Raw genomic sequence first — 24,978 nt, 5'->3', positions numbered from 1 at the left:
CGTTACAGCGGGGGGTTGTGAAGCGAACACGCTCCGTCGCAAAGCCCCTAGTCCCGTCCCTAGGCCCCGTCCGTCCCGGCGGGTCCGCGAGAGGAGAACCTCATGTCGCTCGACGTCTCACCGGCCCTCCTCGAACAGGCCGAGCGAGGCGAGGTCGACGAAGCCGCATTTGTCGACTGCGTCCGGACCTCCCTGCCCTATGCATGGGGGATGATCAGCTCTCTGGTGGCCCAGCTGAAGGTGGACGGCGGAGAGTTCGCCGACAATCAGACGCCGCCGCCGGACGAGCAGGCGCGCGGCCAACTGCTGCGTGCGCTGGCGAGCGACGCCATCCGTGGTTCGCTCGAGCGCCACTTCGGTGTGCGGCTCGCCTTTCAGAACTGCCACCGTGTCGCGGTTTTCCCGCTCGACCCGGTGGTGGACGATCGACTGGCCCGTTTCACGTCCATCCGGGGTCAGCTGCTGAACCAGTCGCCCGAACTCCGCGACTGCTGAACGGAGTTGCTGCCGCTGCGCACACGGTGGTGACCCGCACCGTGCCGGTGCGCCAGCGGCAGCACCACTCACAGCAGGACGACCGCTCCCTCGTACGGCGCCCTCGCGCCATCGCACCACCGCATCGCAGGCACCGTCACCGTCGCCCGCGCGCGGCATCCGCACACGACGTCCGAATACGACGTCCCTATGCCGTCTGCCGTACCGGGCCCGGTCACGCCAGCTGCGACAACACCTCCGTGCCCAGCCGGCGGACGTTCTCCTCCGTCGCCGCAAGATCGCCGGAACCCTCGACGAGCAGCGCGAAGCGTGTGATGCCCGTACGCTCCGAGGTCGCCGCCAGCCGGTCCGCGCACAACTGCGGCGGACCGACGGGATGCAGCCCGCACAGCAACTCCGTATAGGCCAGCGGATCGCGCATCGCGCGATAGCGGCCGTCGACCGTCACATGGGCGCCCAGGCCTTGCCGCAGCCAGCCGGGCATCGCCTTCGTCAGGGTCTCCCGCGCGGCCTCGCGGTCGTCGGCGATCTGCACGACGCCGGCCGAGACATGCCCGGCCGCGGCCACCTCGTCGCCGTCCAGCCCGGCCTCCCGCGCGGCCGCCCGCCACAGCGCGACCATCTCCGCCTTCTCCTCGTCGCCGCAGTGCATGCCCAGCAGCATCGGCAGCCCGCGCGCGGCGGCCGTGCGCACCGACGAGGGGGAGGTACAGGCGACCACGACCGGCGGGCCCGGAGGCCCGGCTCCCGGATCGTCCGGATCGGTCAGCGCCTCGGCCGGACGCGGTACCACCGCCACTTCGCGGAACGTATAGCGCTCGCCCTGCGCGCCGACCCGGGGCTCCCGCAGCCAGCGCATCAGCAGATCGAGCGATTCCGGGAAGCCGTGGTCATACGCTTCGAGTCCGGAACCGAACACCTCCAGATCGACCCATGGACCGCCCCTGCCGACGCCGAGCGTGAAGCGCCCGTCGGAGGTGAGATGCAGCAGCGCCGCCTGCTCACCGAGTGCCACCGGATGCTGGGTCGGCAGCACGCTCACCGCCGTCCCGACGCCGATCCTGCGGGTCCGGCCCAGCAGCAGCCCGGCCAGCGTCGCCGCATTCGGGCAGACGCCATAGGGTACGAAGTGGTGTTCCGCCAGCCAGACATCGTCGAGTCCGGCCTCCTCCGCGACCTCCGCGGAGCGCACCGCGCGGTGCAGTGCTTCCCCCTGTCCCTGACCGGGGAATTGAGCGGCCAGGATGAAAGCCCCAACGCGCATCGCTCTCTGCCTCCTCGCAGCCGACGCGACTCCCCCTTACAGGCAACAACGTGTGACACGTGTCAAGGGCACGGCCTGACGCGAAATTTCCTGATGATCGCAGAATCCTGCCGAGCGGCGTCCGCCCCTGACCGCGCCGCGTACGCTGGTGACAGCCCGTGACTCCGTACATATCCGAGGTGCTCTGTGTCCCCGCGCCGAAACCGCCAGCACGGCGGTGCGAAGCCCATCGACCGCCCGGGCGGTGACCACTACGGCCGGATGGGGGCACCTCCCGGCAGCGGTGGCTGGGAGACCAGCGAGGAGTGGCGCGGCGAGGACTGGGTCGTGCGGCACGTCGGAGGCGGCGGCGCGGCCAAGCACTACCGCTGCCCCGGCTGCGACCAGGAGATCCCGCCCGGGGTCCCGCATGTGGTCGCCTGGCCGCAGCACGGCGACGTCGACGACCGCAGGCACTGGCACAAGGCGTGCTGGAACGCACGGGACCGCCGGAGCGCGCGGCTCCAGCGGTCCCGGAATGCGCCCCGTTACTAGGGCAGATACTCCCTCTTCGGGGCTCAGGGCGACGTCCTGCCCGCTCCTCGGCGCCCGGGGGCGCCGGTGCGGACGGACCGGCTCAGACGTCGCGCTTGTTGATGACCGCGTAGGCGGCACCGAGGGTGACGGCCGTCAGGCCCGTGACGATCCACAGGGGGTCCCAGCCGGACGGGCCGGAGTTGATGAGGTTGCTGCTGAACATCACGCCGAGCTGGTTGGGGAGCGCGTACTCCAGCAGCCAGATCTGGATGTCCTTGAGGCTCTCCGCCTGCATGAAGATCGCCAGCACCAACGGCAGCAGATAGACGCCGATCATGAGCGTGATCGCGCCCGCGGAGTGCCGCAGCAGGGCGCCGACGGCCAGCGAGAGCAGCCCGATCATGGCGACGAAGAGGCTCACCCCCACCGTGGCCTGGAACCAGTCCGCTCCGGTCGGTTCGTTCTTGATCTCCAGGCCGCTGACCATGGAGTACTGCGCGACGGCCACCACGGTCGTGGTCACCAGGGCGAGGACGAAGCTCAGGATGAAGAAGACGATCGCCTTGGCGGTCAGGATCCGGGCGCGGGCCGGGCAGGCCGTGAGGGTGCTGCGGACCATTCCGGTGCCGTACTCGGAGGAGATCACCAGCACGCCCAGCGTGATCAGGGGGATCAGGCCCATCATCATCCCGAAGGTGCCATAGCTCAGGGGTGAGTCGGGGCCGAGCGTGTCGCTGTGCCCGGCGACGACCGAGCCCGTCAGCAGGCCGATGCCCACCGTCAGGAGGATCATCACGCCCGCCGTCCAGAGCGTCGACTGCACGGAGCGGATCTTTGTCCACTCGGAGAGCAGTGCATGGCCGAGGTGGGTGGGGCGCACCGGGATGGGCGAGACGTAGCCGCTCGGTCCGCCGTCGTAGGCCTGCTGGGGATGCGGCTGGGCGGGAGGCCGCGGGGCCTGGCCCTGGGCCTGGGCCGGTGCCTGACCCTGGGCCTGGAGCATCATCGTGCCCGCGTCCTTGCCCGGTCCGTGTGCGGCGAGCGGCTGCGGCACGGGCACCTGCTGGGGCTGCTGGGGCTGCGGAGCCTGCTGGGCCTGGAGCGTCATGGTGCCCGCCTCTTGGGCCGGTGCGGGCTGCCCGGGGGCCTGTTGGGCCTGGAGCATCATCGTGCCCGCTTCCTTGGCGGGTGCGGGCTGTCCGGGGGCCTGCTGGGCCTGGAGCATCATCGTGCCGGCCTCCTTAGCGGGCGCGTGCTGCTGTGGCGCCGGCTGCTGCGTGGGCTGCTCCGGACCGGCGGGCTGTGCCTGGGGCGGGGCGCCCTGCTGCTGCGGTGCGGCCGGCGGTGCGGCGGGCGGCATCGGGGGCGCGGCCGGCATCGGCTGCTGCTGCGCGCCGGTGTCGTGGGATCCGCGCTCAGGCTGCGGCTGCTGAGGGCTGGTCATCGGGCGTCCTCGTGGTGCGGCGTGGGCTGGTCGGCGCGGGCGGCGGGCGGCATCGGCGCGGCGGGCTGCTGCCCGTACGGGTGGGGTGCGCCGTAGGACTCGGGTGACCCGTACGGGTGACCTTGAGCCTGCGCCGGCGGCGGATAGCCCGGCCCCGGAGCGGCCCCGGGCGCCTGCTGGACGTACGGATCCTGCTGCGCGTACGGATCTTGCCGGGTGTACGGATTCGGCTGCCCCTGGCCGGGAACACCGGCCGTTGCCGGCTGACCGCCCGGATATCCGGGTCCGCCCGCAAACCCCTGCGGTGCGGCGCCCGGCGGGGCGTACCCGGCGGGGGCGCCCTGGAGACCTGCCCGCTGGTCGTTTGTCGAGCGGTAGTCCACGGCGCCCTGCGTCAGCTGCATATACGCCTCTTCCAGCGACGCCTGGTGCGGCGACAGCTCCCACAGCCGGACCTCGGCCTGGTGCGCGAGATCGCTGATACGGGGGAGCGGCAGCCCGGTCACCCGCAGCGCCCCGTCCGGCTCGGGCGCAACCTGCCCGCCGGCCTCACCGATCGCGGCGGTCAGCTTTTCGCGCTGTTCCGGCTCGGTCTCCGGCGTACGAACCCGGGCGAAATCGGCGGAGTTGGCCGAGATGAAGTCCTTGACCGGCATGTCCGCCATCAGCTGTCCACGGCCGATCACGATCAAGTGCTCGGCGGTCAGCGCCATTTCGCTCATCAGATGCGAGGAGACGAAGACCGTACGGCCCTCGGCCGCCAGCTGCTTCATCAGATTGCGCACCCACAGGATGCCTTCGGGGTCGAGGCCGTTGACCGGCTCGTCGAAGAGCAGCACCTGCGGATCGCCGAGCAGGGCCGAGGCGATGCCCAGCCGCTGGCCCATCCCGAGCGAGAAGCCCTTGGAACGCCGCCCTGCGACGTCCTGCAGACCGACCACCCCCAGTACCTCGTCGACCCGGCGGGCGGGAATACCGGACAGCTGGGCGAGCGAGAGCAGATGCTGGCGCGCGCTGCGGCCGCCGTGCACGGCCTTGGCATCGAGCAGCGCGCCCACCTGGCGCGGAGCGTTGGGGAGGCTGCGGAAGGGTCGGCCGGCGATGGTGGCCCGCCCCGAGGTCGGTGCGTCCAGGCCCAGAATCATGCGCATGGTGGTCGACTTACCGGAGCCGTTGGGCCCCAGGAAGCCGGTCACCGTGCCCGGCCTTACCTGGAACGACAGGTTGTACACGGCCGTCTTGGCGCCGTAGCGCTTCGTCAGGCCGACTGCCTCGATCAATTCTCCGCCCCTCGCGAGATGGTCGGGGCAGAGGCGCCCTCGTGCCCCCGTGAGGGTTAGGAGGCTATCCGGCCGTTGACGGTTCCCGTCAATTCCTCATGCTCCCGACTGCCCCGCCGGGCTCCGGATTTGCCGTCTCGCGGTTCGGCGGTTCGGCAGCCTCGCGGTCTCCCCGTTGCGCCTGCGGCCGGCGAGGGGCGCCCGGTGCGGCCGAGCTGCCAGGGGACGGGACGCGGACGGGACGCGGACGGGACGCGGATCCGGACGGGAGTTGCATTCTCCGCTATGCGCGATGCGCTATGCGCTATGTGTGATGCGCTATGCGTCGCGCCTTTTCAGGAGTACGAACCCGCCGACGAGTGCCGCGGCCGTCCAGGCGATCATGATGGCCAGCCCGCCCCACGGGCCGTATGGCACATCGCTGTTGGCGGGCGTCACCACTTGCATGATCTTCGAACCCGCCTGGTCCGGCAGAAAGCGGCCGATTTTCCGGGTCGCCGTGACATTTCCGAGAATGTTGGAAATGAGAAAGAAGAACGGCATCAGAATGCCCAGCGAAAGCATCGGGCTGCGCAGCATGGTGGCCACCGCCATCGAGAACAGCGCGATCAGCGTCATATAGAGCCCGCCGCCGATCACCGCGCGCAGCACACCCGGATCACCGATATGCGCCCGGAGATCGCCCAGCACCGACTGCCCGGCGAAGAACGTCACAAAGCTGGTCGCCAGGCCGACGACGAAGACCAGCGCGGTGGCCACCAGCAGCTTGCAGAACAGGAAGGTGCCGCGCTGCGGTACGGCCGCCAGCGAGGCGCGGATCATGCCGGTGCTGTACTCGTTCGACACCACCAGCACCCCGAAGACGATCATTGCGAGCTGGCCCAGCCCCATCCCGGCAAAGCTGATGTTGGTGGCGTCGAACGCCAGCCGGGCCCTGGCCGGCATCGAGTTGAAGTCGCTGCTGGTCAGGCTGCAGATCACCACACCCAGCCCCACGGTGACCACGACGGCGATGCCCAGCGTCCACACCGTGGACCGCACCGACCTGATCTTGGTCCACTCCGACCGAATGACCTGCCCGACCGCCGCCATCCGTCAGCTCCTCTTCTTCTTCTGCCAGTTTGCGCCCCAGCCGGTCGGCTGCGGCTCTCCCGGCCGTGCCCCGGCCGGCTGCGGCTCTTCCGGGAGCCGCGCCGCCGGCGACCACCCGCCGGCCTGCGCCGGCACCGGTTCGCCGCCGTGCGCGTGGTACTCCACCGACTCCGCCGTCAGCTGCATGAACGCCTCTTCCAGGGACGCCTGCTGGGGGCTCAGCTCATGGAGCACCAGCTGATGTGCGGCGGCCAGTTCGCCCAGCCGCTCCGCGGGTACCCCGTCGACCTCCAGCGAGCCGTTGCCGGCCGCCACCGCCTGCATGCCCTCGGCGTGCAGCAGATCCAGCAGCTTCTCCTGCTCCGGGGACCGCATCCGGACATAGGACCGCGAGTTCTGGTGGATGAAGTCCTTCATCGAGGTGTCCGCCATCAGCCGGCCCTGCCCGATGACGATCAGGTGCTCGGCGGTCAGCGCCATCTCGCTCATCAGATGAGAGGAGACGAAAACGGTGCGGCCCTGGGCCGCGAGGTTCTGCATGAGCGTGCGGATCCAGTGGATGCCTTCGGGGTCGAGCCCGTTGACCGGCTCGTCGAAGAGCAGCACCTGCGGATCGCCGAGCAGCGCCGCGGCGATGCCGAGCCGCTGGCTCATACCGAGCGAGAAGCCGTTCGTCCGCTTCTTGGCGACCGTGCTCAGCCCCACGGTGTCCAGCACCTCGCCGACCCGTCTGCGGGGAATGCCGTTGCTCTGCGCCAGACACAGCAGATGGTTGGCGGCGCGCCGGCCGCCGTGCACCGACTTCGCCTCCAGCAGCGCCCCGATGTACGTCAGCGGATCCCGCAGCTGGCGGTAGTGCCTGCCGTTGATCCGGACCGTGCCCGACGTCGGGTTGTCCAGGTCGAGCATCATCCGCATGGTCGTCGACTTGCCCGCGCCGTTGGGGCCGAGGAAGCCGGTGACGATACCGGGCCGCACCGTGAAGGTGAGGTGGTCCACGGCGACCTTGTCGCCGTAATGCTTGGTCAGCCCTTCGAGCTCGATCATGTACAGCACGCTAGGCCCGCTCCGTGGCCCCTGCCACCGGTGCGGGGCCGCCCGGCTGACCCCCCGTACGCACCGCGCCCCCGTACCGCCGCAGAGGCGGTACGGGGGCGCGGTCCGGACCGGTTCGAAACCCGCCTGAGGGGCACCACCCGGCGTCAGCTGCGGGTGGGGGTACCTCCCAGCGATGGCTGGGGGAGGTCAGCGGGTCTGCTGGGCGGGGACGCCGCGGGAGGCGGTCTCGTCCTCGCCGGGGGCGCCGGCCGCGGCCACCGCCGCACCGGTCAGCGTCGCCAGCATCTCGCGGACGTTGGTCAGCTGGGCGTTGATCGAGTCGCGGCGGTTGGTCAGCGCCGCCAGCTCGCGCTCGGATTCGCTACGGATACGATCCGCCTTGGCGTTGGCGTCCGCCACGATGTCCTCGGCCTGGCGCTGCGCGGTCTCCACCGTCTGGCGGGCCCGGCGCTCCGCGTCCGTCCGCAGCTTCTCGGCCTCCAGGCGGAGCTGCTCGGCGCGGTGCTCGATCTCCGCGAGCCGCTTCTCGGCCTTGGCCTGACGCGAGGCCAGATCGCGCTCGGACTGCTCACGGCGCTTGGCGAGGTTGGTCTCGAAGTCGGCTGCGGCCTGCGCGGCCTTGGCACGGGTCTCCTCGAAGAGGGAGTCCGCCTCCTCGCGCTTGGACTGCGCGTCCTTCTGCGCCTCGGAGCGCAGCGTGGCCGCCTCGCCCTTGGCCTTCTCGACGATCCGGGCGCCCTCGTCCTCCGCCTTCGCCTTCCGGTCGGTGGCGAACTGCTCGGCGTCGTTACGGACCTGCTGGGCGGCCGACTCGGCCAGCTCACGGTGCTGCTCGGCGGCCCGGCGGGCCTCTTCGCGCAGATCCTTCGCCTCCTCTTCGGCGAGGCGGAGGATCTTCTCCACACGCGCACCGAGGCCCGCGTAGGACGGTTCGGCGTCATTGACCTGCGCCTGGGCGTTCTGCGTTTCGAGGTGCAGCTCCTCGATCCGCTTTTCCAGCGACGTGATGCGGGCCAGCGCGCTGTCGCGATCGGCGACGAGCTTCGTAATGCGGTCATCCACCTGACCGCGGTCGTACCCACGCCGCACGAGCTCGAAGCCGAAGGGGGAGGAAGTGTCGCTCATGGGGTTCCTGTCGAAGAGACCGGTGAGGTGATAAGGAGAATCCTAGGGGCCATCACGGCGTGTCATCGAGTCATTGCCGGTTTGATCTGGAGAATGACCCCTCATTTGAGTGGCTACCCCTCAGACTGCTTGCCACTCGAACGAGTTGCCCCCGCGCCTGCGGCTGCCTTCACCCCGCCGCCTTTGCCTTCCCCGTTTCCGCCGGGTGCCTCGAACGATTCCAAGGCCTCCAGAACGTCCTGAACGCGGCTGATTTCGGCGTTGATGTCCTCGCGCCGGCGCACCAGGACCTCCAGCTCCCGCTTGCCCTCGTCCACGATCCGGGCGGCCTCCGACTCGGCCTCGCCGCGCATCCGCTCCGCGTCGCGCACCGCCTCGGCCTTCTTGTTCTCGGCCTCCTTGATCAGGCCCTCGGCCTTCTTCACCGCCGAGATCCGGACCTTGCTCGCCTCGCTGTTGGCGTCCGCCACCATCCGGTCGGCCTTCTCCTCGGCCTCCACCTGCTGGGCGGTGGCCTGCGCGATGAGCTTGTCGACCCGTTCGCCGGCGTTCTTCATCGTCTCCGCGGACTCCCGGCGGGCCCGCTCGTGCAGCTCCTCGACCTCGGACTCGATCCGCTGGCGCAGCTCCTCGGCGCGCTCCCGGATGCCCGTGGCGTCGCCGCGGGCCTCTTCCAGCAGCGTGTTCGCGTCCGTGCGGGCCTTCTCCACCCGGGCATTGCCGTCGGCCGCCGCCTCCGAGAGGAGCCGGTCGGCCTCCTTGCGGGCCGCGCCGACCATCGTGTCGGCCTGCTCCTCGGCGGCGGTGGCGGCCTTCAGGGCCTCCTCCTGGGCCTTGGCGACGAGCTGGTCCGCCTGCTCGGCCGCGTCCCCGCGGCGCTTGGCGGCGTCCTTGCGCGCCTCGTCGATCAGCCGGTCCGCCTCCTGCTGCGCTTGTGTCCGGGTCCGCTCGGCCGCCGCCTCGGCGTCCTCCTTGACCTTCGCGGACTCGCCGCGGGTGTGGTTGGCGTGCTCCTGGGCGGCGGTGACCGTCTCGGCCGCGTCCGTGCGCAGCCGGTCCGCTTCCGCGGTGGCCGTCGCGACCATGCGGTCCGCCTGCTCGCGGGCATCGGCCCGGGTGCGGTCCGCGTCCCGTTCGGCGTCCGCGGTCGTCTCCGCCGCAGCCGTGCGCAGCCGCTCCGCCTCGGTCGCGGCCTCCGACATCAGCTGGTCGGCCTGCCCGGCTGCGTCCGAGCGGGTCTTGTTGGCCGCCTCGCGCGCCTGGTCGCCGGTGTGCTCGGCGTCGAGACGGGCCTTCTCCAGCGTCTCGGCCGCCTCGGCCCGCAGCCGCTCGGCCGCCTCGGTCGCCTCCGCCACCAGGGACTGCGCCTGCTGTTCGCCCTCGGCCCGCAGCCGCTCGGCGTTCTGCTGGGCCTCCTGGACCGTACGGTCCGCGTCGTCCTGCGCCGACGACGTCAGCTCGGTCGCCTCGGTGACGATCCGTTCGGCCTCCGTGCGGGCCTCGGTGACCAGGCGGTCGGCCTGCTCGGCTGCGTCCGAGCGCATCCGGTTCGCGTCGTTGCGCGCCTCCGCACGGGCCCGCGCCGCGTCCTGCTCGCCCGCGGCCAGCGCGTCCGAGGCGTCGGTACGCAGCTGCTGTGCCTTCGCCGTGGCGTCCGCGACCAGCTTCTCGGCCTGCTCGGTCGCCTCCGACACCAGCCGGTCGGCCTGCTCGGCGGCCTCGGACCGCGCCGTATTGGCGTCCCGGCGCGCCTCGTCCAGGACACCGGCCGCTTCCGTACGGAGCGCCTCGGCCTCCTCGATGGCCTCGGAAACCGCCCGCTCTGCCAGGGACTTCGCGGCCTCCTGGGCCTCCTGGGCCTCCTGCCGCGCCCGTGCGGCGTCCTGCGAGGCGCGCTCCCGCTCGTCATAGGCGTCCTTGCGGACCCGGTCCGCCTCGTCCTGCGCCTCGGCCTTGGTGCGCTCCGCGGCGTGCTCGGCCGCCGAACGCAGCCCGGCGATCTCTTCGCCGGCCTGCTCGTGCAGCCCCGCGACCGCATCCCGCACCTGCTGTGCGGTCTGCTCGGCCGCCGCCACCAACTCGCCCGCACGCCGGTCCGCTTCCTCGACCAGCCGCTCGGCTTCCTCCTGCGCCTCGCCCACCCGCGTACGGGCCGCGGCCAGCAGCTCGTCGCTCTGCTCGCGCGCCGCGGTCCGCTCCTGGTGGGCCTCCTCGCGGGCGTCGCCCAGCAGCTGCTCGGCCTCCCGGCGCCGCCGCGCGGCCTCCTCCTGGGCCGCGGCCAGTGCCTGCGCCGCCTCCGCGCCCGTGCGCTCCGCGGCCGTCGCGGCCTCGGCACGCACCCGGTCCGCGGTCTCCTGCGCCTCCGACTTCAGCCGCTCCGCCTCGGCCGACGCCTCGGTGCGCAGCCGGGCCGCCACCGACTCGGCCTCGGAGCGCGCCGACGAGGCGTCGGACGCGGCCTCCGTGCGCAGCCGCTCGGCCTCCTCCTCGGCCTGCTGCGTCAGCATCCGGCGCCGCTCGGCCGACTCCGCCTTGAGGCGGGCCGCCTCCTCCTGCGTCTCCCGGCGCAGCCGCTCCGCCTCCGCGCGGGCGCCGCGCAGCGACTCCTCGGCGGCGGCGACCTTCTCCTCCGCCTCGCCGTGCAGCCGGTCCAGCTCGGCCTGCGCGTCGGTCCGCAGCTCCTCCGCGGCCTCTTCGGCCGCCACGCGCAGCCGCGCGGCGGACTCCTCGGCCTCGGTGGTCACCATCTCCGCGGCCTGGGCGCCCTCGGTCAGCAGCTCCTCGGCCTCCGAACGGGAGCGCTCCAGCGCCTCCTCGGCCTGCCGGCGCAGCGCCGTGGCGCGCTCGATGGCCTCCGTCCGCACCCGCTCGCTCTCCGCGACGGCGCCCGAACGGGTCTCCTCGGCATCGGCCTTGGCCTTGCCCAGCAGCTCCTCGGCGGACCCGGCCGCCTCCTCGATCTGCTGGACCGCCTCCCGGCGGGCCTCGCTGCGGATCCGCTCGCCCTCGGCGACCGCGTCCGCGCGCAGCTGCTCCGCCTCGCCGCGCAGCCGCCGTGCCTCCTCCTGGAGTTCGGCGGTCTTGGCGCGGTACTCCTTGGTGTCGTCCTTCGCGGCGCCCTTGAGCTGGGCCGCGGTGTCATGCGCCTCTTCGCGCAGCCGGTCCGCCTCGGCCTCGGCCTCGCTGCGCAGCCGTTCGGCCTCCTCCGCGGCCGCCTTGGTGGTGGCCTTGGCGTCCTCGGAGGCCTTGGTCAGCACCTCCTCGGCGGTGCGGGCGGCCTTCGCCAGCTGAGCCGCGGCATCCTCCGACGCCTGGGACCGGGCGGTCTCCTGCGCCTCGGCGATCAGCCGGTCGGCCTCCGTGCGGGCGTCCTCGCGCAGTTGCTCGGCCTCGGCCTTGAGCGCCTCGGCGTCCTTGGTGGCCTCGCCGACCAGCCGGGCGATCTCCGCCTTGGCCGTACGGGTGCGCTGCTCGTTGTCCGATTCGGCCGCCGTCAGCCGCTTGGTGGCGCTCTGCTGCGCCTCCTCGACCAGCTTCTCGGCCTCGGCGCGCGCCTCGCGCAGCGCCTTGTCCGCCTCCTGGACGCGGGTCTCGGCGGTACGGGTCAGCTCCGCGGCCTGGCGGCGGGCCTCCTCCGACTCGGTGCCGACGCTGGTACGCAGCTGCTCGGCCTGATCGGTGGCCTCCTGGGCCTGGTTGGAGGCGGCGTTCAGCAGCCGCTCGGCGTCCGTGCGGGCGCGGCGCAGGATGCTTTCCGCTTCGGTACGGGCCTCTTCGGCCGCGGTGCCGAGCCGCTCACGGGCGCGTTCGGCCAGCCGCTGGGCCTCGTCCCGCGCGGCCGACAGCGCCTGCTCGGCCTCCCGGCGGGACTCCTCCATCAGCCGGCGGGCCTGCGACTCCGTCCGGGCACGCAGCTGTTCGGCCCAGGCGACGTTCTCGTTGACGTGCGATTCGACGGTCTGCCGGCGCTCGTTGAGCTCCTCGTCGAGCCGCTGGCGCCGGGTGACCGCCTCGGCGTGCAGCTCGGCCTCCAGCCGGGACTGCCGCTCGGCCTGCTCCTGCAGCAGCCGCTGGGTCTGTGCCCGGGCCTCGCGCAGCTCGCGCTCGGCGTCCGTACGCAGTTGGTCCGCCTGGATCTGCGCATTGCGCAGCAGCTGCTCGGCCTGATGACTGACGTTGTCGTAGGCAGGACGGGTCGCGAGGTTGCGGCGCGCCTCATGGAGCTTGGCGCGCAGCACCTCGACCTGGTAGCCGAGGTCGTCGGCGTGCTGGACGGCCTTGTCCCGCTCGCCCTTCAGCCGCTCCATCTCGGCCTCGAACTGCGAGAGGTGGTCGTCAGCCTCGTAGCGGTCGTTGCCCCGCACTGCGCGGTCCCATCCGTCCCCTGGTCATGGTGGCGGCCGTCTCCGGTCCTGCGGTGCTCGTCCCGTACACGTCACGTCGTACCGGACTCGCGCCCATCGGAGCTGACCCTTCCGAAGAAATGGTGTCAGATCATCGGCAGAGTATGGACCGAGCCCCACTCCCTTACCCCGGCCGAAGCTGCACTCTACCGGCCGGGGAAGGTGAAGGTCAGTGCTCTTCGGAGGTGGCGGGCGCCGCGGTGACGAGTTCGGTGAGCACTCCGTGACAATCCTTGGGGTGCAGGAAGGTGATCCGCGACCCCATCGAACCCGTCCTGGGCTCGTCGTAGAGGACCCGGACGCCCTTGTCGCGGATGGCCTCGGAGTCGCCGTCCACGTCCGCGGTACCGAAGGCGATGTGATGGACGCCCTCGCCGTTCTTGGCAAGCCACTTGCCCACCGCGGAGTCCTCGCGGGTGGGCTCCAGGAGCTGCAGATAGGAGGCGCCGCCGTCCGACGTCTCATTGATCTTGATCATGGCTTCCCGGACTCCCTGCTCCTCGTTGACCTCGGTGTGGAACACCTCGAAGCCGTACGTGGCACGGTAGAACTCGACAGTCTTGTCGAGGTCGAAACAGGCGATCCCGATGTGGTCGATTCGCGTCAGCATGGCTCCAGTGCACCCCTCGCATCGCTGGTTACGCAACGTGCGCGCGATCACACCCGCTTGCCGGTGACCCGGCGCGTACCGCTCAGTACATTGACGGGTAACCCTCGTTAACTTCCCTGCAAAGGAAGGCCGCACCGCATGTCTGCAACGAACGGCACGAACGGCAGCACCTCAGTGATCGTGGCGGGAGCGCGCACCCCCATGGGGCGGCTCCTGGGATCCCTGCGGACCTTCTCCGGCGCCGACCTGGGCGCCGTCGCCATCAAGGCGGCACTGGACCGGGCGGGCATCGGCGGCGACCAGGTGCAGTACGTGATCATGGGCCAGGTGCTCCAGGCCGGGGCGGGGCAGATCCCGGCGCGCCAGGCGGCCGTGAAGGCCGGTATCCCCATGAACGTCCCCGCGCTGACCGTCAACAAGGTCTGCCTCTCCGGTCTCGACGCCATTGCGCTGGCCGACCAGCTCATCCGCGCCGGTGAGTTCGACGTCGTCGTCGCCGGTGGCCAGGAGTCCATGACCAACGCCCCGCACCTGCTTCCGAAGTCCCGTGAGGGCTTCAAGTACGGCGCCGTCGAGATGCTCGACGCGATGGCCCACGACGGCCTCACCGACGCCTACGAAGGCGTCGCGATGGGCGAGTCGACGGAGAAGCACAACACCCGTTTGGGCATCGCCCGACCGGAGCAGGACGAGGTCGCCGCGCGCTCCCACCAGCGGGCCGCGGCCGCCCAGAAGAACGGGCTCTTCGAGGCCGAGATCACCCCCGTGGAGATCCCGCAGCGCAAGGGCGAGCCGGTCGTCTTCAGCAAGGACGAGGGCATCCGCGGCGAGACCACCGCGGAGTCGCTCGGCAAGCTCCGTCCGGCCTTCGCCAAGGACGGCACGATCACCGCCGGCACCTCCTCGCAGATCTCCGACGGTGCCGCCGCCGTCGTCGTCATGAGCAAGGCCAAGGCCGAGGAGCTCGGTCTCGAATGGATCGCGGAGATCGGCGCCCACGGCAATGTCGCAGGCCCCGACAACTCCCTCCAGTCCCAGCCCTCCAACGCGATCAACCACGCGCTGGGCAAGGACGGACTGACCGTCGGCGATCTTGACCTGATCGAGATCAACGAGGCGTTCGCGGCCGTCGCCGTGCAGTCGATGAAGGACCTCGGGGTATCCCCGGAAAAGGTGAATGTCAACGGCGGCGCCATTGCGCTGGGTCACCCGATCGGGATGTCCGGAGCCCGCATCGTGCTGCATCTCGCGCTGGAACTGCGCCGGCGGGGCGGTGGCGTGGGTGCCGCCGCGCTCTGTGGCGGCGGCGGTCAGGGCGACGCGCTGATCATTCGCGTACCGGGTAAGTAAGCGAGTGCCCGTACGCGGACGCGTACGGGCGGGCCGATTCGCGTACCAGCGAACCGAAGGAGCCGAGCGGCGATGGTGGACGTCCCACAGCTGGTGGAGCAGGCACGGCAGGGCCGGCCGAGGGCCGTGGCCCGGCTGATCTCCCTCGTGGAGGGGGCGTCACCGGAGCTGCGCGAGGTGATGGCGGCCCTGGCGCCGCTCACCGGCAACGCCTATGTGGTCGGGCTGACCGGTTCGCCCGGCGTCGGCAAGTCCACCACCACCTCCGCGCTGGTGACGGCGTACCGCAAGACGGGCAAACGGGTCGGCGTGCTCGCCGTCGACCCGTCCTCGCCGTTCTCCGGGGGCGCGCTGCTCGGCGACCGGGTACGGATGAGCGAGCACGCCTCCGACCCCGGCGTCTACATCCGCTCGATGGCCACCCGCGGCCATCTCGGCGGACTGGCGTGGGCCGCGCCGCAGGCGATCCGGGTCCTGGACGCGGCGGGCTGCGACGTGGTCCTCGTCGAGACGGTGGGCGTCGGCCAGTCCGAGGTGGAGATCGCCTCGCAGGCCGATACCAGCGTGGTGCTGCTCGCGCCCGGCATGGGCGACGGCATCCAGGCGGCCAAGGCGGGAATCCTGGAAATCGGCGACGTCTACGTCGTCAACAAGGCGGACCGGGACGGCGCGGACGCCACCGCCCGCGAGCTCAACCACATGCTGGGGCTGGGGGAATCCCGGGCGCCCGGCGACTGGCGGCCGCCGATCGTCAAGACGGTCGCGGCGCGGGGCGAGGGTGTCGACGAGGTCGTCGAGGCGCTGGAGAAGCACCGGGCCTGGATGGAGGAGCGCGGCGTCCTGGCCGAGCGGCGCCGCTCCCGTGCAGCCCACGAGGTCGAGACGATCGCGGTCACGGCGCTGCGGGAACGGATCGGTGACCTGCGGGGGGACCGCCGCCTGGACGCGCTTGCCGAGCGGATCGTCTCTGGCGAGACGGATCCGTATCGGGCGGCCGATGAGCTGGTTGACGGGCTGACGAACGGGGCCTGAGGGCCCCGTGGGGGGCGTTGTTTGGGTGCGGGTGCGGGTGCGGGTGCGGGTGCGGGTGCCGGTGCCGGTGCGGCTGCGCCTGCGTGGTGGCTGGTCGCGCAGTTCCCCGCGCCCCTTTGGGGCGTGGCCGGAACCGGGCCGGGCTTTGGCGGGGCGGCTTGGTCTGTGGGGGCTGGCGCCGTGCGGGGTTGGTGGTTGCCGCTGGGGCCGGAGGGGACGCACCGGGGGCCGTCCTCGGCGCGGGCGCATCTGGTACGTGGGATTGAGTACCCCGGCGTCCGCTCCGGTCCTGCGGGCGGCCCCCGGTGCATCCCCTCCGGCCTTCGTCCGTTCCCGTCTGCCGCCCGGTGGCACCGTCCGTCACCGATCACAAGACGCGATCAGATGCCGGCTCTGGCCAAGGAGCGACCGGGGCGTGGCGGCGCCGGCCGGACGACGACGGCTGGGTGGCCGACAAGCTGGGCGGCCGACAATCTGCATGCCTGGCCCGGCCCGACCAGCGTCCTGCCAAGGCCTGGTGCGGCTCGTACCTGGTTGTTGCCCAGTGTCCTGCCCAGTGTCTTGCCAAGGGGCGAGTGCCGTGGTGGCTGTAACGGTGATGGGTACGGCGGGGCGGTCGCCGACGTGCGGAGGTCGGAGGGGATGTCCGGTGCCCCGCCCGCAGGACCGGAGCGAACGCCGGGGTGCCTTCTGCACGTACCAGATGCGCCCGCGCCGTGGGGGCACCTCCCGGCCGAAGGCTGGGGGAGGGGGACCGGGCGTCCCCTCCGACCCACCACCCACAGGGCGTAGGCGCACCGGCCCCAGCCACAGACCAACGCACACCGGCCCCAGCCGCGCACGGCCTGAGCCCCCGGCGACCGTAATGCCACGACAACGCCCCCGCCCACGACAGTGTGGGCGAGGGCCGGGTTGAGCGGAGTCGGGTCTCAGTCGTCCGCGCCGTCGTTGTCGTCGTCGTCCGCGTCATGCGCCGGAACGGCGCTCAGCTTGCCGGACTGCGGGTCGACCAGCACCTTGTGCTCCTTGCCGTCCTTGGTGACCGTTTCGACCTCCCAGACGGCCTTCGTGCCGTGGTCGTCGTCGAGTTCGACGGAGGTCACCGTGCCGTGCGAAGCCGCGGCGGTACGCGCGGCGGCCGCGGCGTCGGTCGTGGCGTTCCTGGCGGCGGCCCGCTCCTGGGCGTCGTCGTCATCCCCGTGGTCGAGGTGCTGGTTCAGCACGCGCCCGTTGCCGGCGTCGAGGGTGACCTCGTGCCACTTGCCGTCCTTGCCCAGCACATCCGCGTCCCAGACCAGTCCGGGACGGTCCGCGTCCAGGTCGAGACCGGTCACGGTGCCGGGGACGGCCTTCAGGGCGGCGGCAGCGGCGTCCGGTGCGCTCACCTTGGCGGCGTTGGCCTCGCGGATCTCCTCCTGGCCGTTCGCGTCGTCGTCCTGCATCCGGATGCTGGAGCTGCCGTCCTGCACCTGGGCCGTGCCCGAGGCCTGCGGACCCGCGTGGTGGGCGGCCGTCTGCGCCGTGAGCTGCCCGCCGGAGGCGGCCTTGGCGGAGCCGGCGTCGTTGCTGACCGCGACGGCGGTGACCGTGCCGCCGGCGACGAGGGCGGCCGCGGCGGCGGTGGCGATGATCAGATGGCGCTTCATGTGTGTTCTCCCCTTGCGATCGGCTGTGTCCACACACTCGCTGAACGAAGCTGAAGGGGACCTGAAGGTGCCTGAAGGGGGCTTCAGGAAAGGGATGGCATGGTGAGCGCATGCACTCGCCTGTCACTCGCCACAGCCCGCCCGGAGGCGCGCGCCGCCCGTTTCGTCTGCTGATCGTGGAGGACGAGAAGCGGCTGGCCCTGTCGCTGGCCAAGGGACTGATGGCCGAGGGGTATGCGGTGGACGTGGTGCACGACGGCCGGGAGGGGCTGCGCCGGGCGACGGCGGACGCCTATGACCTGATCGTGCTCGACATCATGCTGCCGGGGATGAACGGCTACCGCGTGTGCGGGGCGCTGCGGGCCGCCGGCCATGACGTGCCGGTGCTGATGCTGACCGCCAAGGACGGCGAGTACGACGAGGCCGAGGGGCTGGACACCGGGGCCGACGACTATCTGACCAAGCCGTTCTCGTATGTGGTCCTGGTGGCGCGGGTGAAGGCGCTGCTGCGCCGGCACGGCCGCAGTGCGCTGCCGGTGCTGCGGGTGGGGGCGCTGGTCATCGACCAGGGCGCGCAGCGGGTGGAGCGGGACGGCGGAGAAGTGGCACTGACGGCGAAGGAGTTCGCCGTGCTGGAGCAGCTGGCGCTGCGGGCGGGCGAGGTGGTCTCCAAGGCGGAGATCCTGGAGCACGTCTGGGACTTTGCCTACGAGGGCGATGTCAACATCATCGAGGTGTATGTGAGCGCACTGCGGCGCAAGCTCGGTGCCGGGCACATCGTGACGGTGCGCGGCGCCGGATACCGGCTGGTGGCGGGTGAGTAGGGTGCTGGGCTCCGTACGGGCCAGGGCGGCGGTAGGCGCGACCGTGGTGGTGGCCCTGGCGCTGATCGCGGCGGGGACGGCCGCGCTGCTGGTGCTGAGCAGCAAGCTGCAGGACCAGGCCGGGCTGCAGGCCGAGCTCGCGGCGCGGGAGGTGGCCGCGCAGATCGCGACGGGTACGCCGTACGACAAGCTGGATCTGCCCGATGGCGAGGACCATCCGGTGGTGGTCGCCGATGAGAACGGACGGGTGCTGGCGGTCGGCGAGGATGTGCGTGCCGTCGACGGGAAGCCGGTGGGCGGCGCGAAGCAGGGGCCGGGGAGCGTCGGGCCGGGTACGTCGGAGGACGACGAGGATGACGACGACACGGGTGGGCTCAAGCCCGGTGAGGTCGATGGCGATGCCGACCACCGGGACGGGACCGCGAATGTCGACGGGAAGGTGGCCGACTACCGGTTCGCGGTGATCGAGGCCAAGGACGGCCGTGGTGAGAAGGCGACGGTGCGGGCGGGGGCGGCGCTGGCGCCGGAGCAGGAGGCCGTGGGGTCGGTGCGTACGGCGATGCTGATCGGGCTGCCGCTGCTGTGCGTGGTGGTGGCGGGGGTGACCTGGCTGGTGACCCGGCGGGCGCTGCGGCCGGTGGAGGGGATCCGCGGGCAGATGGCCGCGATCACGGCGAGTACGGATCTGAGCCGTCGGGTGCCCGTGCCGACGTCGCAGGACGAGGTCGGCCGGCTCGCGCGGACGACCAACGAGACACTGGCGGCGCTGGAGTCGTCCGTGGAGCGGCAGCGGCGGTTCGTCGCGGACGCCTCGCACGAGCTGCGCAGCCCGATCGCGAGTCTGCGGACACAGCTCGAAGTGGGGGTGGCACACCCGGAGTTGCTGGATGTGCCGGGTGCGGTGGAGGACACCGTGCGGCTGCAGCGGCTGGCGGCGGATCTGCTGTTGCTGGCGCGCCTGGACGCGGGGGAGCGGCCGGCGGATGTCCGGGTCGACCTGGCGGCGATGGTGCGCGAGGAGAGCTCGCAGCGGGTCGCGGACCGGATCCCGGTGCGCGTCGGGGAGCTGGCGGACGGGGAGGTGGCCGGATCGCGCAGTCAGTTGGCGCGGGTGCTGGGGAATCTGCTCGACAATGCGCAGCGGCATGCCGTCGGGTCCGTGCGGGTGGCCGTGGTGCGGGAGGGGGAGTGGCTGGTGCTGCGGGTCGAGGACGACGGACCCGGGGTGCCGGAAGGCGAGCGGGAACGGATCTTCGAGCGGTTCGTACGGCTCGATGATGCGCGGGCACGGGACGACGGCGGGGCCGGGCTGGGACTGGCCATTGCGCGGGACGTCGCGGTGCGGCACGGCGGCACGCTGGCCGTGCGCGCGGGGTCGGTGTTCGAGCTGCGGCTGCCGGTGGCCTGCTGATCCGGCGAGGCCCGGGCCGCCCGGCCCCGGCCCGGTCGGGGGGCCGAGGCCGGCCGGTCAGAGGCCGCCGCGCTCCTTGCGGAGGTGTTCGGCGACAGGGCTGAGGGAGGTGCGGAGCGCCTGGAGGTCCTCGGTGGTGAACAGACCGATGAAGTGCTTGCGGACCGAGGCGACATGGTGCGGGGCGACCCGGCGCATGGTGTCCCAGCCTTCGTCGGTGAGCACGGCGTAGAGGCCACGGCGGTCCGACTCGCAGCTCTCGCGGCGTACCAGGCCGGCGTTCTCCATCCGGGTGATCTGGTGGGAGAGACGGCTCTTGGACTGCAGGGTGCTGGCTGCCAGGTCGCTCATCCGGAGCCGTCGGTCCTCGGCCTCGGAGAGGTTGACCAGGATCTCGTAGTCGTTGTTCGTCAGGCCGAACGGCTGCAGATCACGCTCGAGTTGGTGCATCAGCAGCCTGCTGACGTCCAGGTGGGTGCGCCAGGCACACTGCTCCTGGTCGGTCAGCCAGGGGGTGTCGCTGTCGGTCGTCATGGAATGATTCTACCCGTAAAAGTTGAATAGTGAATTAATTGGGGTGGGGATGGTGCCGTCGACGGCCGGGGCCGGACGTTGGTCAGACGTTCGAGGTCACCGTCCGCAGAGTATCGCTCACAGCCCGAAGCGGCGTTGGAGGCTCCCGAGGTTGCCGGGGAGCTGAGGCAGTTGTGAGCCACTTTGCGGAACGTGTCCGCCCCCGCCGGGAACGCCCTCCTCGATCGGAACCGCCCCGGTTGCCAGCTCCGGCATCAGCTGCTCCGTGGACTGCAGCAGGACCGTGCCGGCGCCGACGAACTCGAACTGGTGCTCCTCGCCGGAGGCTCCGCCGATGCCGGTGTGTGCCCGCAGTCCGCCCAGGAATCCCCGCAGGTACTGGTGGTCGTAGTGGTGGCAGGGGGAGGGGCAGTCGGCCCAGCCGACGAGCGCCTGCGGGTCCACCCGGATCGGCGGTTCCATGAAGACCACCGGCCCGTTGGAAGCGGCCACGAACTTGCCGGTCCCGATGAGGGTGAGAAAGCCCGGGATGATCGACTGCTTCAGCGCGAGAGATGGCTGAAACGCGAGCAGATTGCCGGAGCGAATCGTCAGGTTGCCCTCCTCCAGATCGAAGGAATTCACGTCGAAGGCACGGTCGGCGAGCAGCATCTTTCCCCGGCCCTCGGCGACGACCCAGTCCGCGGCGTGCAGTGGCGAATGAAAACTTCCGGCGATCAGGCGGTCCAGGCGGCCGTGTCCGATGCCGTGGAAGTCGATCTGCCCGTAGTAGGCGATCATCTTCCCCTTCTGCAGGAACCACTGGCCGTTCAGTTCGACGCTGAAGGCGTACGCGTTGACGTTGTCGTCGACGGGGAGCGACGAGACGTCGTGGACGACGGGACCGGTCACAGCTTTTCCTCCGACGCCTGTACGTAGACGGTGCCCTGGCCCGACAGCTCCAGCTGGAAGGCCTCGCCCGAGCCGCGGCCGACCATGTCGCGCCAGCCGAGCGCCGTGGACAGTTTGTTGCGGACGTCGCCGCGGTGGGCGACATAGGCCTGCGGGTCGACATGGACCGGGCGCTGGGGCGTGATCGGCAGCTCGATGACGCCGCCGTGCGCCATCACCGCGGCCGAGCCGACGCCCTTGAGGGTCGTGGTGAACAGGCCCTGGCCGGTGACCTGGCCGCGCACCATGCCCATCACCCCGCCCTGCGAGCCCATGAACATCGTGCCCTGCTGGAGCGAGCCGTCGAAGGCCAGCAGCCGGTCGGCCTCGACGTACAGCGTCTCGCCGGTCAGGTCGACGACCTGGACGTGGTGGCCGCCGTGGCCGAACATGACCGTGCCCGTTCCTTCCACGGTCATCAGGGGCGTGGCCTCGCCGGCGATCCGGCGGCCGATCATGGAGCCGACGCCGCCCTGGCCGCCCTGGAGGTTGGGCGTGAACGCGACCTCGCCGCGGTAGGCGAGCATCGCGCCGCGCTGGCTGAACATCCGCTGCCCCGGCCCGATCCTGGCCTCCACCATGCGGGAGTTGAGCACCGTGAACGGCATCAGACCTCACCTCCCACGGTGTTGCGCTCGCTGGGCTGTACGTAGACCAGGCCCTCGCCCTCGAAGCGGATCTGGAAGGACTCGCCGGAGCCCTCCCCGAGGACGGTGCGGAAGTTCACCCCGGTCTGGAAGTGCTGCTTGAGGTCGCCGGTATGGGCGACATACGCGCCCGGGTCCACCTGGAGGGGGTACTGCTTGGTGACCCGCAGCACCACCGCGGGGCCGTCGGAGGTGATCGCCGCCTCGCCGCTGCCCTCGACGGTGGTGGTGAACAGACCGTTGCCCTGCGAGGCGCCGCGCAGGCCGGTGAAGGTCGTGCCCGTCCGCAGCGCGGCGTCCGTGCACAGCAGATTGCTGGCCTCGACATATAGCTTCTCGCCCTGCAATCGGACGAGATTGATCTCGCTGGCGCGGTCGGCGAAGTAGCAGGTGCCGTGGCCCTTCACCTCCATCACGGCCATCTGCTCACCCGTGAGCCGCCGGGTGACCATGCCCCGCAGGCCCTCGCCGCCTCCGGACATCTTCTTGAACGACATCTGGCCGTCGTACGCGACCATCGCACCGTTTTTCGCCTTGACGGCGTCGCCCGTCATATCGACGGCGAGCACCTTGCTCCCCTGGAGCCGAAACTGAGCCACGGGTCAGACGGTAGTCGGCCGCGGCCGCCCGGGGCAGGCCCTTTGGCCCTGATATCGCCCTGATACCGCCCTGAATTCTGCCGGGAGCCGGCCGGGGAGCGCCCCGCACCTCCCCCCGGCGCGGTGATCGCCGAGGCGGCTGTAACAATGGGGCGAAGCTTGTGAACTCTTGCACAAGCAGTGCTCCTCGCCCGCCACCCGAACGAGGTTCCCGTGGACATCAAGACCGCTGCCGCCCTGCACCGACTGCGCCTGGCATCCATCCCGGAGGCGCTGTCCTTCCCGGCGCTGCTGATCTTCGGCACCGGCTTCCGCCTGGCCTTCGACTACGACTCCCTGGTGATGCCGCTCGGCATGATCCACGGCTTGCTCTTCATCACCTACGTGGTCCTGCTGCTGGACGTGTGGAACCGCACCAAGTGGCCCTTCAAGCGCGTCGCCTTCTTCTTCGTGCTGGCGATCCTGCCGTTCGGCGGCCTCTACGGGGACAAGGTGCTCAAGCGCGAGGAAGAGGCCGGTGTGATCGCGGCCCGCGCCCGCAAGGAAGGGGTCCTGAACACATGATCGTCGCCTTCTCCGTGAGCCCCCTGGGTGTCGGCGAGGACGTCGGCGAGTACGTCGCCGACGCGGTCCGGGTCGTCCGCGAGTCGGGGCTGCCGCACCGCACGGACGCGATGTTCACCTCCGTCGAAGGCGAGTGGGACGAGGTCATGGACGTCGTCAAGCGCGCGGTCGCGGCCGTCGAGGCGCGCTGCGGGCGGGTCTCCCTGGTGCTCAAGGCCGATATCCGGCCCGGCGTCACGGACGGACTGACCTCGAAGGTGGAGACCGTGGAGCGCTACCTCGCCGAGGGCGACGCCCGCCGCTCCTGAGCGGTGCCCCCACTGCACCCGAGCGACCGCTGGTTCGTCGACGCGGCCCCGAAAGGCTGCTGGGACAGGCGATGACGGTGATGCAGACCGGACGGATGACGGTGAGGGGGCCGGGCGATGAGGCCGGCCGGCGCCGCCGCGGAGTATGCCCCGCTGCGGGTCGTGAGGCCGGCGGCCGGAGTGATGGAGGCGGGGGCGTACTGGTGGTGACCGGGAGGTGCGGCGTACGGGCGCAGCCCGTCGGGAGTAATCCGGTGCGTCAACGGGCGGGAAGCCGAGACACGGGGGAGAGGCTGTGACCGGCGGGGGATTCGACCGGCGGGTGCGGGTCGTCGTGGAGTTCCACGGGGACGCGACGGACCGGGAATTGCTCGACGAGTCGCTGGCGGAACGGCGCTGGCCGCTGGTCCGTGAGCTCACACCCGAGGAACGGGCACACTTCGCCCCGCCCACGGCACCCGGGACTTTCCTGTTGGTCGAGGCGCGCCTCAAGGGCGCGCGCAGAGGGGCGGAGCGCGCCGCTGCCCTGGAGCTGACGGCGTGGCGTTCACGCCGCGCACTGGATGTCCGGGTCCATCACGCTCAGGCGTACACGGTCGGCGAGGACAACCGCCCCCTGTGGGCGGTCCACCGCACCCCCGCACGCCAGGGCCTACGCGGTCGCCTTGCGGTGCTGGCCGGTATCCGCGACACCGGCCTCGTGGTGGGGGCGGCCACCCGGGACCGGGCGCGGGAGGCCGCGCGGGCAGCGCCGGACCCGGACGGCCCGGGCCCCGCGGCGGCCCCCCTGGACGTCAGGCTGGGGTGGGCAGCCGCCGAGCCAACCGCGGTCCCCCCGGCGCCCGGGGCGAGGCCGGGGCCCGAGCCCTTGGTCATCACCACGCTGGTGGCCCTGTTCGCCGGTGTGGCACTGAGCGCCGCGGGGCCGATGACGGTATATGGCGCCCTCGCTGCGGTGGCGGCCTGCGGGACGGCTGCACTCTCGGGGTGGCTGCTGCACCGGGACGCCCATCCGGAGCGTCAGCGCGGTGCCACGGTCACCGGGAGCGCGGCGTCCGCCGCCGCCACGCTGGCGGGATGGCTGGTCGGCACCGTCTCCGGCGATCACACAAGGGTTTGGTGGGTATCCCTGCTCCTCGCCGTTGCGGCCGTTTTGGCGGGCGGCATCCGGGCGCTGGTCCGCCAGTGGACCAGTCTGCGCGAGGCGCTGCAGTGGGTGGTGCCCCTGGTCGCCTCCGTGGTCCTGACCCTGACGCCCGCGCTGGGCGGCGTGGTCCACTGGCTCTACCTCACCCCGTTCGGCCTGACGCCCGACGATGTCGACGTGCCCGCCGTCTGGCGGGTGATCGCGGCATTCATCTTCCTGCCGGTGCTGCCTGCCTGGCTCGTGGTGGCCGCCGGGTGGGGCTACGCCAAGCACTTCCACCGGATGGTCACGCACCGGTGGATACCCGTCACGGTGATCGCCCTGACGGGCGTCTTCTGCACGCTGCTGCCGCTGCTCCAGGTGTCGCTCCACGCGGCGCGGGCGGGAGAGCGCGCCTGGTACCGGGCCGCCGGCCACCAGGCCCCGGGCTCCTACTACGGCATCGAGCCCCAGCTGGCCTGTATCGAGCCGCTCAGGCCCCGGATCGCCGCGGAGGGCGGTGTGCTCGTACCCCGCCGGCCGTATCTGCTGCTCGGGAGCGCGGACGGGACGCTCGCGCTGTGGGACGTCAACCGCCGTCAGCCGCTGAAGGTGCCTTCGGGTGAGGTGACGTCGGTGCCCGTGGGCGACCACACCTCACGGTGTTCCGCGGAGGGCTCGGCCACCGGCTGACCGTCCCGGGTGCTGCCCGGTTAGCG

The 24,978-nt window shown here is 71.5% G+C and carries 22 protein-coding genes; 9 read left to right on the top strand and 13 right to left on the bottom strand.

Features of this window, described 5'->3' with window-relative positions; translation table 11 throughout:
- Window positions 1–102: 102 nt before the first annotated feature.
- Window positions 103–495, top strand: coding sequence for an SCO5389 family protein (locus ACF088_RS01625; protein WP_030080104.1), 393 nt, complete (start codon window positions 103–105; stop codon window positions 493–495).
- A gap of 214 nt (window positions 496–709) precedes the next feature.
- On the opposite strand, the gene ACF088_RS01620 is transcribed toward ACF088_RS01625, so the two are convergent.
- Window positions 710–1,759 carry an LLM class flavin-dependent oxidoreductase gene (locus ACF088_RS01620; RefSeq protein ID WP_392373372.1) on the bottom strand — a complete coding sequence of 350 codons (1,050 nt, stop codon included), beginning with the start codon at window positions 1,757–1,759 and terminating at the stop codon, window positions 710–712.
- Window positions 1,760–1,945: 186 nt separating this feature from the next.
- On the opposite strand from ACF088_RS01620, the gene ACF088_RS01615 reads away from it, so the two are divergent.
- Window positions 1,946–2,293 (top strand): ATP/GTP-binding protein, encoded by a 348-nt coding sequence (locus ACF088_RS01615; RefSeq protein WP_392373371.1) that lies wholly within the window; start codon window positions 1,946–1,948, stop codon window positions 2,291–2,293.
- Window positions 2,294–2,375: 82 nt separating this feature from the next.
- On the opposite strand, the gene ACF088_RS01610 is transcribed toward ACF088_RS01615, so the two are convergent.
- The 7 genes from ACF088_RS01610 to mce form a co-directional block, all read right to left on the bottom strand.
- Window positions 2,376–3,719, bottom strand: coding sequence for an ABC transporter permease (locus tag ACF088_RS01610; protein ID WP_392373370.1), 1,344 nt, complete (start codon window positions 3,717–3,719; stop codon window positions 2,376–2,378).
- Window positions 3,716–4,999, bottom strand: a complete 1,284-nt coding sequence (locus ACF088_RS01605; protein ID WP_392373369.1) for an ABC transporter ATP-binding protein — start codon at window positions 4,997–4,999, stop codon at window positions 3,716–3,718. The genes ACF088_RS01610 and ACF088_RS01605 overlap by 4 nt, the downstream gene beginning before the upstream one ends.
- 318 nt (window positions 5,000–5,317) lie before the next feature.
- Window positions 5,318–6,091: an ABC transporter permease gene (locus tag ACF088_RS01600; RefSeq protein ID WP_392373368.1), complete on the bottom strand. Its 774-nt coding sequence runs from the start codon at window positions 6,089–6,091 to the stop codon at window positions 5,318–5,320.
- A 3-nt stretch (window positions 6,092–6,094) separates the two neighbouring features.
- Window positions 6,095–7,138: an ABC transporter ATP-binding protein gene (locus ACF088_RS01595; protein WP_392373367.1), complete on the bottom strand. Its 1,044-nt coding sequence runs from the start codon at window positions 7,136–7,138 to the stop codon at window positions 6,095–6,097.
- A 198-nt stretch (window positions 7,139–7,336) separates the two neighbouring features.
- Window positions 7,337–8,275 (bottom strand): cellulose-binding protein, encoded by a 939-nt coding sequence (locus ACF088_RS01590; RefSeq protein WP_159470065.1) that lies wholly within the window; start codon window positions 8,273–8,275, stop codon window positions 7,337–7,339.
- Between the two features lie 113 nt (window positions 8,276–8,388).
- A complete protein-coding gene (gene scy, locus ACF088_RS01585; protein ID WP_392373366.1) occupies window positions 8,389–12,639 on the bottom strand; it encodes a polarized growth protein Scy in 4,251 nt (1,416 codons plus the stop codon).
- A 208-nt stretch (window positions 12,640–12,847) separates the two neighbouring features.
- Window positions 12,848–13,288, bottom strand: a complete 441-nt coding sequence (gene mce, locus ACF088_RS01580; protein WP_392373365.1) for a methylmalonyl-CoA epimerase — start codon at window positions 13,286–13,288, stop codon at window positions 12,848–12,850.
- Between the two features lie 174 nt (window positions 13,289–13,462).
- Between mce and ACF088_RS01575 the strand changes: the two genes are divergently transcribed.
- Window positions 13,463–14,638 carry an acetyl-CoA C-acetyltransferase gene (locus tag ACF088_RS01575; protein ID WP_392373963.1) on the top strand — a complete coding sequence of 392 codons (1,176 nt, stop codon included), beginning with the start codon at window positions 13,463–13,465 and terminating at the stop codon, window positions 14,636–14,638.
- A gap of 72 nt (window positions 14,639–14,710) precedes the next feature.
- A complete protein-coding gene (gene meaB, locus ACF088_RS01570; RefSeq protein ID WP_392373364.1) occupies window positions 14,711–15,670 on the top strand; it encodes a methylmalonyl Co-A mutase-associated GTPase MeaB in 960 nt (319 codons plus the stop codon).
- A 929-nt stretch (window positions 15,671–16,599) separates the two neighbouring features.
- Here meaB and ACF088_RS01565 read toward each other — a convergent pair.
- Entirely contained in the window at window positions 16,600–17,316 is a 717-nt protein-coding gene (locus ACF088_RS01565; RefSeq protein ID WP_392373363.1) for a PepSY domain-containing protein, read from the bottom strand.
- A 110-nt stretch (window positions 17,317–17,426) separates the two neighbouring features.
- On the opposite strand from ACF088_RS01565, the gene ACF088_RS01560 reads away from it, so the two are divergent.
- Window positions 17,427–18,140 (top strand): response regulator transcription factor, encoded by a 714-nt coding sequence (locus tag ACF088_RS01560; RefSeq protein ID WP_392373362.1) that lies wholly within the window; start codon window positions 17,427–17,429, stop codon window positions 18,138–18,140.
- Window positions 18,133–19,551: an ATP-binding protein gene (locus tag ACF088_RS01555; protein ID WP_392373361.1), complete on the top strand. Its 1,419-nt coding sequence runs from the start codon at window positions 18,133–18,135 to the stop codon at window positions 19,549–19,551. The genes ACF088_RS01560 and ACF088_RS01555 overlap by 8 nt, the downstream gene beginning before the upstream one ends.
- A gap of 57 nt (window positions 19,552–19,608) precedes the next feature.
- On the opposite strand, the gene ACF088_RS01550 is transcribed toward ACF088_RS01555, so the two are convergent.
- The 4 genes from ACF088_RS01550 to ACF088_RS01535 form a co-directional block, all read right to left on the bottom strand.
- A complete protein-coding gene (locus ACF088_RS01550; protein WP_392373360.1) occupies window positions 19,609–20,085 on the bottom strand; it encodes a MarR family winged helix-turn-helix transcriptional regulator in 477 nt (158 codons plus the stop codon).
- 117 nt (window positions 20,086–20,202) lie between these two features.
- Complete coding sequence (locus ACF088_RS01545; RefSeq protein ID WP_392373359.1) at window positions 20,203–20,976, bottom strand: AIM24 family protein; 774 nt, start codon at window positions 20,974–20,976, stop codon at window positions 20,203–20,205.
- A complete protein-coding gene (locus ACF088_RS01540; RefSeq protein ID WP_392373358.1) occupies window positions 20,973–21,623 on the bottom strand; it encodes an AIM24 family protein in 651 nt (216 codons plus the stop codon). Before ACF088_RS01540 ends, ACF088_RS01545 begins: the two co-directional genes overlap by 4 nt.
- Entirely contained in the window at window positions 21,623–22,261 is a 639-nt protein-coding gene (locus ACF088_RS01535) for an AIM24 family protein (protein WP_392373357.1), read from the bottom strand. The genes ACF088_RS01540 and ACF088_RS01535 overlap by 1 nt, the downstream gene beginning before the upstream one ends.
- Before the next feature lie 213 nt (window positions 22,262–22,474).
- On the opposite strand from ACF088_RS01535, the gene ACF088_RS01530 reads away from it, so the two are divergent.
- The 3 genes from ACF088_RS01530 (at window position 22,475) to ACF088_RS01520 (ending at window position 24,952) form a co-directional block, all read left to right on the top strand.
- Window positions 22,475–22,825: a DUF3817 domain-containing protein gene (locus ACF088_RS01530; protein ID WP_392373356.1), complete on the top strand. Its 351-nt coding sequence runs from the start codon at window positions 22,475–22,477 to the stop codon at window positions 22,823–22,825.
- Window positions 22,822–23,133 (top strand): MTH1187 family thiamine-binding protein, encoded by a 312-nt coding sequence (locus ACF088_RS01525; protein WP_392373355.1) that lies wholly within the window; start codon window positions 22,822–22,824, stop codon window positions 23,131–23,133. Before ACF088_RS01530 ends, ACF088_RS01525 begins: the two co-directional genes overlap by 4 nt.
- A 295-nt stretch (window positions 23,134–23,428) precedes the next feature.
- Window positions 23,429–24,952 carry a hypothetical protein gene (locus tag ACF088_RS01520; RefSeq protein WP_392373354.1) on the top strand — a complete coding sequence of 508 codons (1,524 nt, stop codon included), beginning with the start codon at window positions 23,429–23,431 and terminating at the stop codon, window positions 24,950–24,952.
- Window positions 24,953–24,978 lie beyond the last annotated feature (26 nt).

The sequence above is a fragment of the Streptomyces sp. NPDC015125 genome, from assembly GCF_043080045.1.
Classification (GTDB): domain Bacteria; phylum Actinomycetota; class Actinomycetes; order Streptomycetales; family Streptomycetaceae; genus Streptomyces.
Note: the sequence above shows the minus strand (reverse complement) of the source record. Positions and strands in the feature narration are given on the sequence as shown.